This is a genomic window from Peptoniphilus sp. oral taxon 836 str. F0141, assembly GCF_000179335.1.
GTDB classification, from domain to species: domain Bacteria; phylum Bacillota; class Clostridia; order Tissierellales; family Peptoniphilaceae; genus Peptoniphilus_A; species Peptoniphilus_A lacrimalis.
Genome location: NZ_AEAA01000138.1, coordinates 23,539 through 29,963, shown reverse-complemented (window position 1 = coordinate 29,963; position 6,425 = coordinate 23,539). Strand labels below are relative to the sequence as shown.

Sequence of the window (6,425 nt, the reverse complement as noted above, 5' to 3'; positions counted from 1 at the left end):
TTCTATGTCAAATATTGGGGAGGCTCGTTAAGACAAGCATCCATCTTTTTAACAGAAGATAGACAAAAAAATTATTATCCTAAAAAGAGCTATCAAAAATTACATCCTTAAAACCCAATAAATTCATGTTATTATTACTTTGCACTTATATGCACCTCAAAACTTTATTTTTGGTTATTTTAAGTTTAGGACTAAATGCGTATAAGTGCAATTTTTCACATAAAAAAATCTGTTAGAGATCTACTCCCCAACAGATATTATAGAGCCATTTTAGAGCTGTTTATTTTTATAAAAAATTCCAATTGTACTGATAATAATAGGCAATACTTGACTAATTAGTATTTTTTAAGTATATTAAAAAAATGAAGTGAGGTGTACTATGAGAGAGTTTAAAAGGGACATTAAAAAACTTGTTATAAAAGTCGGTTCTTCTTCTATAACCCATGAGGACGGAGCGGCTAATTTAGAAAAGATAGATGATTTATGTTTTGAACTTGCAAATTTAAAAAATCATGGTATTGATGTGGTGTTAGTTTCTTCTGGAGCGATTGCTGTAGGTAGAAAAAAGTTAAATTTGAAAGAAAGGCCTAAAGAAACTTCTGTAAAGCAAGCAGCGGCAGCGGTAGGGCAGGTATCTTTGATTAATATTTATGATAGGACTCTTAATCACTATGGATATTCTACGGCTCAAATTTTACTTACAAGACAGATTGAAACAGATAGGACAATGTATGAAAATGCTGTAAATACTTTTGATAATTTGGCACATCTCCCTGCTATTCCCATAGTTAACGAAAATGACACTATATCGACTTTTGAAATTAAGTTTGGTGACAATGATACGCTTTCTGCTATAATTGCAAAGATTGTAAATGCGGATCTTTTGATTATGCTTTCAGATATTGATGGACTTTATACTGATGATCCAAGGACTAATAGTGGTGCTAAACTCATTAAAACTGTTGATAATATAGAAAGTGTTATAGATTTTGCTAAAGAAACTAATTCTGAACGTGGTGTTGGTGGAATGTCAACAAAAATTAATGCGGCAAGAATGTGTTTGGAGAAAAATATTGATGTTGTTATCGCTAATGCCAAGAATTTTAAGATAATTAGACAAATTATGAAGGGTGATGAAGTTGGAACTTACTTTACAAGATAAAATTTTACAAATTGGGAAAAATGCTAAAATTTCATCTAGAGATTTGGCACGATTAAATGCTAAGGAAAAGAATGAGATTTTATTTCAAATAAAAAAGAATTTAATAAGTAATTGTGAGTATATATTGGAAGAAAATAAAAAAGACATGGTTCATGGTAGAGAAATAGGAATGAGCCAAGGTCTTTTAGATAGACTTCTTCTCAATAGACAAAGAATTGAAAATATGGCAGATTCTTTAGACACAATAATTTCATTAAATGACCCTGTTGGCAAAACCTTGTCGGCTTTTATAAATTCTGATGGTTTAAATATTGCAAAAAGGACTGTGCCAATGGGGGTTATTGCAATTATATATGAAGCAAGACCTAATGTAACTTTAGATGCGGCTGCACTTTCACTAAAGGCAGGTTCTTCTATTATCTTGAGGGGTGGCAAGGAGGCAATAAATTCTAATATTGCTATTGCTTCATCTATAAGAGATGCTATTAAAAGTTTATCTTATAATGAAAATATGGTACAAATAATTGAAGATACAAAGAGAGATTCTGCTTTATATTTGATGCAGCTTAAAGGTTATGTAGATTTGCTTGTGCCCAGGGGTTCTGCTTCTTTAATAAATTCAGTTGTGGAAAATGCAAAAGTACCAACTTTACAAACAGGTGTGGGGAATTGTCATGTTTATGTAGATTCTTCTGCTAAAGTTGATATGGCGATAAAAATTATTGAAAATGCAAAAACTCAAAGAGTTGGAGTTTGTAATGCCATGGAGAGCCTTCTAGTTCATAAGGATGTTGATAAGAAATTTTTTGCAGAACTTCAAAAATTAATTGATAAATATTCTATAAAAGTTTATGCAGGAAAAAATTCCAAAGAGTATTTAAAAAATGTAGATGACGCCAAAGAAGATGATTATGGCAAGGAATATTTAGATATGGCTTTTTCTATGAAAATAGTAGATTCTTTAGATGAGGCTATTGATCATATTTATAAATATTCAACAGGACACAGTGAAGTTATAGTAACTGAAAGTTATGAAAATGCCATGGAATTTACTAAAAGAGTTGATTCAGCGGCTGTATATGTAAATGCCTCTTCAAGATTTACAGATGGTGGTGTATTCGGATTCGGTGCTGAGCTAGGTATATCAACTCAAAAACTTCATGCAAGAGGACCTGTTGGACTTGATGAACTTGTCAGCAGCAAATTTGTAATTTTAGGTAATGGTCAAGTGAGGGAGTAATGAAATATATTTCAACTAGGGGTAAGGATAAGCTTTCATCATCTTTTGAAGCTATAGTCAAAGGTATCGCTTCAGATGGTGGCTTATTTATGCCAGAAAAATTTAATAAAGTAAATTTAAGTCAAGATATCAAAGATAGGATGGATTATAGGGACTTTGCTGAAGTCATTATCTCAACTATTTTTGATGATATAGATAAAAAAATTCTTAGAGAAATTATTGATAAGGCTTACAGCAAAGAAAATTTTTCTGTGGATAATGCCTTAAAAGTAGAGGAGGTTAATTCTCTATATATAATGGAACTTTTCCATGGAAGGACAAGTGCCTTTAAAGATTTTGCCCTTTCAATTCTTCCTTATTTTATATTATTGGCTAAGGATAAAGATAAGAAAATAGGAATTTTAACTGCCACTTCCGGTGATACAGGAAAAGCTGCTCTTGAAGGTTTTAAAAATCTTAAGGATACTTTTATAATTGTTTTTTATCCTACTGATGGAGTTAGTCCTATACAAAAATATCAAATGCTTACACAAGAAGGCACAAACGTCTATGCCATTGGCATAAAAGGGAATTTTGACCAAGCTCAAAGTGCTCTGAAGGATGCCTTTAATGACAAAGAATTAAGAGATTTTTTGGAATCAAAAAATATTTTATTATCATCAGCAAATTCAATAAATATAGGTAGACTTGTTCCACAAATTGTGTATTATTTTTATGCTTACTATGATTTGGTAAAAAAATCCAAAATCAAAGATGGGGAAGAGATAAATGTGGCAGTGCCAACAGGTAATTTTGGTAATATTTTGGCTGCATATTTGGCTAAAGTTATGGGTCTAAATATAGGGAACTTTATTGTAGCATCTAATAAAAATAATGTTTTGACAGATTTCTTCAATAGTGGAATTTATAATGCAAATAGAGAATTTTATAAAACTAATTCTCCTTCCATGGATATTTTAATTTCTTCAAACTTAGAAAGATTATTATATCTAAAAGCTCCTGAAGAATTAAATTCCTACATGGAATCTTTAAATAATAGTGGAACTTATAAAATTTCTGATGAATGTAAGAAATCTCTTAAAGAATTTAAGGGATATTACGCTGAGGATGATGAGGCTTTAGAAATAATTAAAAAATATTATAAAAATTTCAATTATCTTTGCGACACTCATACAGCAGTATGTATTAAGGCTGTAGAAGATTATCTCAAGGAAAATGATGATAATAGAAAAATTTTACTTGCTTCAACTGCTTCTTTTTATAAATTCCCAGCATCTATAGGAAAAGCTTTAAATATTAGTGGAAGCGATGATTTTAAAATAATTGATAATATCAATAAAATAACAAATATTCCTATACCTGAGAATTTAAAAAATTTAGATAAGAAAGAAATTCTACAAAATATTGTTATTGATAAAGAATATATTAAGAAAGAAATAATGAAAATTTTAGGTGATAATGATGAAAATTAGAGTCCCAGCTACCAGTGCAAATTTAGGAGCTGGTTATGATACAATGGGTATGAGTTTATCTTTATCAAATGAATTTATTTTCAGTCCCAGCCAAGAAGATTTTGATAATAGTAATTTGATTTATAAGTCTTTTAAGTATTTATTTGATAAAGAAAAAAAAGAGTGTCCAAAAGTAAAAATTGAAGTTTCTGAAAATGTTCCTATAGCAAGAGGTTTAGGCTCATCTGCTACCTGTATTGTTGGTGGGCTAATGGGTGCTAATGTTCTTTTAGGAGATAAGTATTCAAAAAAGGAAATTTTAAGCTTTGCAACAGAAATTGAAGGTCATCCTGATAATGTTGCACCAGCTATATATGGGGGACTTGTGATTTCTACAAAAGTGGCTGATGAAGTTTTATTTTATAAAGTGGAGCCGTCAAAAAACCTATCCTATATTGTTATTGTTCCTGATTATCCTTTGAAAACTGCACTTGCTAGATCTCTTGTAAAGACTGAAGTTAAACTTGAAGATGCAATTTATAATATTTCACACTCAAATTTAATTTCAAGAGCTATAGAAAAAGGCGACATTGATATGCTATGTAAGATATATGGAGATAGGCTACACGAACCCTATAGAAAAAAATTAATAGTGGATTTTGATAAATATAAAGAAATTGCTGACAGGAGAAATTCTGCTATTTTTATTTCAGGAGCAGGACCTACAATACTAATTATTTCTTCTAAGGATAATAAAGATATCTATAGAGATTTAAAAAATGTATGTCCGTCAACATATAAAATTTTAGAATTAGGTCCTGGAGAAGGCGTTAAGATAATTGGAAAAGATTTTTAAAAACAAGAATACTTCTGCCTTGATGGCTCTTTTCGCTATGTTTTTGTGGGGAAGTGCTATACCCATGATAAAAACAACTTACAAGGTCTTAGGAATAACAAGTAAAGATCCTGGCTCTATGATTTTAGTGGCAGGTTATAGATTTTTTCTAGCGGGTTTTTTTGTTATATTTTATAAATTTTTATTTGAAGAAAAATCTGACAGAAAAAATGACTTTTCTCTTATTTTTTATATAATTTCTACAGTTGTTCAAATAACTGTTGCATATATTTTTTATTATAACGGTTTGGCTTTGATTTCTGGTGTCCATTCCTCAATAATTCAATCTACTAATTTTCTTATGGTCTTGATTTTTGCTCATATATTGATTAGAGATGACAAATTCAATTTAAAAAAAGTTATATGTGTAATCTTAGGAATAATTGCTACCTTATTATCAAATGTTGGAGGAAAAGTTGATGGAGTTGTTTCCCTAAGAGGTGAAGTATTTATTATAATGTCGACAGCCCTAAACGCTTTGGGTACAGTTATTATGAAGAAATGGGGTTCAAAGGAAAATACCTATAATATTTCAATTTTCCAATTTATTTTTGGAGGTTTTTTATTAATTATTATGGGTTTATTTACTCATCAACATCCTCTAATCTTTAATTTTAAAGCTATTATTTTATTAATTTATGGTTCTTTTATATCTTCCACAGCCTTTGTTATTTGGTATATGCTTTTGAGGTATCAAAAAGCATCAAATGTAGGGGCATATAAGATGTTTATACCAATTTTTGGGGCATTTCTTTCGGTTATAATCTTAAAAGATAAATTTAATATCTATTTATTTGTGGCTCTATTTTTAACAAGTTTTGCTACAACATTTTTACATTCAGATTTGATGGAAGGTAAGAATTAATAATTTTAGGGGGAAATATGGATTTAGATATAAATACACTATTAGAAATGAAAAATAAAATTGAAAAAGATCTAGCCCACAGTGGTGAATTTTTTTATGAGGATAGACCTCCAAAGGATGAAATAAGAATAAAGGGTAAAAATGATTTTGTTACAGAAGTCGATGTGAAGGTTCAGGAATATTTAAAAGCTAAACTTTTAAATATTTTGCCCCATGCACAATTTATTGCTGAAGAAAAAAATAATGATGATATAGATATTAATAAATTAACTTGGATTTTAGACCCTTGCGATGGGACAACAAATTTAGTACACGGTTACAAACATTCTTCAATAAGCTTAGGTCTCGCCAAAGATGGGAAGATTTTACTTGGCATGATATATGATCCCCATACTAAAGAACTTTTTTGGGCAATAAAAGAATATGGTGCTTTTTTAGGTGAAAAATCTATAAGAGTTTCAAATATTAATAATTTAAAAGATGCTCTTTGTGCCATTGGAGCTGGTGGATTTAGAATAAACAGAACTGAAGAAACTTTTGATATGATAAAGGGGCTTTTTTTAAATAGTCAGGGCATAAGAAGAATTGGATCGGCAGCACTTGAAATGTGTTATGTTGCTTCTGGAAGAACAGACGCATTTTTGGAAGAAGATTTAAATATTTGGGATTTTGCTGCAGGTTTACTGATTTTAAAAGAAGCAGGAGCCTTGGTCAAAGATTTTCATGGTAATGACCTGATCCTAAAAAGAAAAAGTGGAGTAATTTGTGCCAACCCTTCATTATTGAGAGAATTGGAAATTTATTATTATTAG

General features: G+C 30.1%; 6 protein-coding genes. All 6 read left to right on the top strand.

Annotated elements, in window-relative coordinates; all coding sequences use genetic code 11:
* The first annotated feature begins 379 nt into the window (after positions 1 to 379).
* From proB to HMPREF9131_RS07520, 6 genes are read left to right on the top strand one after another with little or no spacing between them, the layout of a single operon-like run.
* Positions 380 to 1,162, top strand: a complete 783-nt coding sequence (gene proB, locus HMPREF9131_RS07545) for a glutamate 5-kinase (protein ID WP_009346254.1) — start codon at positions 380 to 382, stop codon at positions 1,160 to 1,162.
* Positions 1,140 to 2,402, top strand: coding sequence for a glutamate-5-semialdehyde dehydrogenase (locus tag HMPREF9131_RS07540; protein WP_009346264.1), 1,263 nt, complete (start codon positions 1,140 to 1,142; stop codon positions 2,400 to 2,402). Before proB ends, HMPREF9131_RS07540 begins: the two co-directional genes overlap by 23 nt.
* Positions 2,402 to 3,874 (top strand): threonine synthase, encoded by a 1,473-nt coding sequence (gene thrC / locus HMPREF9131_RS07535; RefSeq protein ID WP_009346258.1) that lies wholly within the window; start codon positions 2,402 to 2,404, stop codon positions 3,872 to 3,874. The genes HMPREF9131_RS07540 and thrC overlap by 1 nt, the downstream gene beginning before the upstream one ends.
* Positions 3,864 to 4,709, top strand: coding sequence for a homoserine kinase (thrB, locus tag HMPREF9131_RS07530; RefSeq protein ID WP_050784472.1), 846 nt, complete (start codon positions 3,864 to 3,866; stop codon positions 4,707 to 4,709). The genes thrC and thrB overlap by 11 nt, the downstream gene beginning before the upstream one ends.
* On the top strand, positions 4,693 to 5,613 hold the full coding sequence (locus HMPREF9131_RS07525; protein WP_009346245.1) for a DMT family transporter: 921 nt from the start codon (positions 4,693 to 4,695) through the stop codon (positions 5,611 to 5,613). Before thrB ends, HMPREF9131_RS07525 begins: the two co-directional genes overlap by 17 nt.
* 17 nt (positions 5,614 to 5,630) lie before the next feature.
* Positions 5,631 to 6,425 carry an inositol monophosphatase family protein gene (locus tag HMPREF9131_RS07520; protein ID WP_009346268.1) on the top strand — a complete coding sequence of 265 codons (795 nt, stop codon included), beginning with the start codon at positions 5,631 to 5,633 and terminating at the stop codon, positions 6,423 to 6,425.

What these genes read in the sequence shown, in the direction of transcription:
- proB (WP_009346254.1), top strand. Translation starts at nt 380, where the DNA reads ATGAGAGAGTTTAAAAGGGACATTAAAAAACTTGTTATAAAAGTCGGT.
- thrC (WP_009346258.1), top strand. Translation starts at nt 2,402, where the DNA reads ATGAAATATATTTCAACTAGGGGTAAGGATAAGCTTTCATCATCTTTT.
- thrB (WP_050784472.1), top strand. Translation starts at nt 3,864, where the DNA reads ATGAAAATTAGAGTCCCAGCTACCAGTGCAAATTTAGGAGCTGGTTAT.
- HMPREF9131_RS07520 (WP_009346268.1), top strand. Translation starts at nt 5,631, where the DNA reads ATGGATTTAGATATAAATACACTATTAGAAATGAAAAATAAAATTGAA.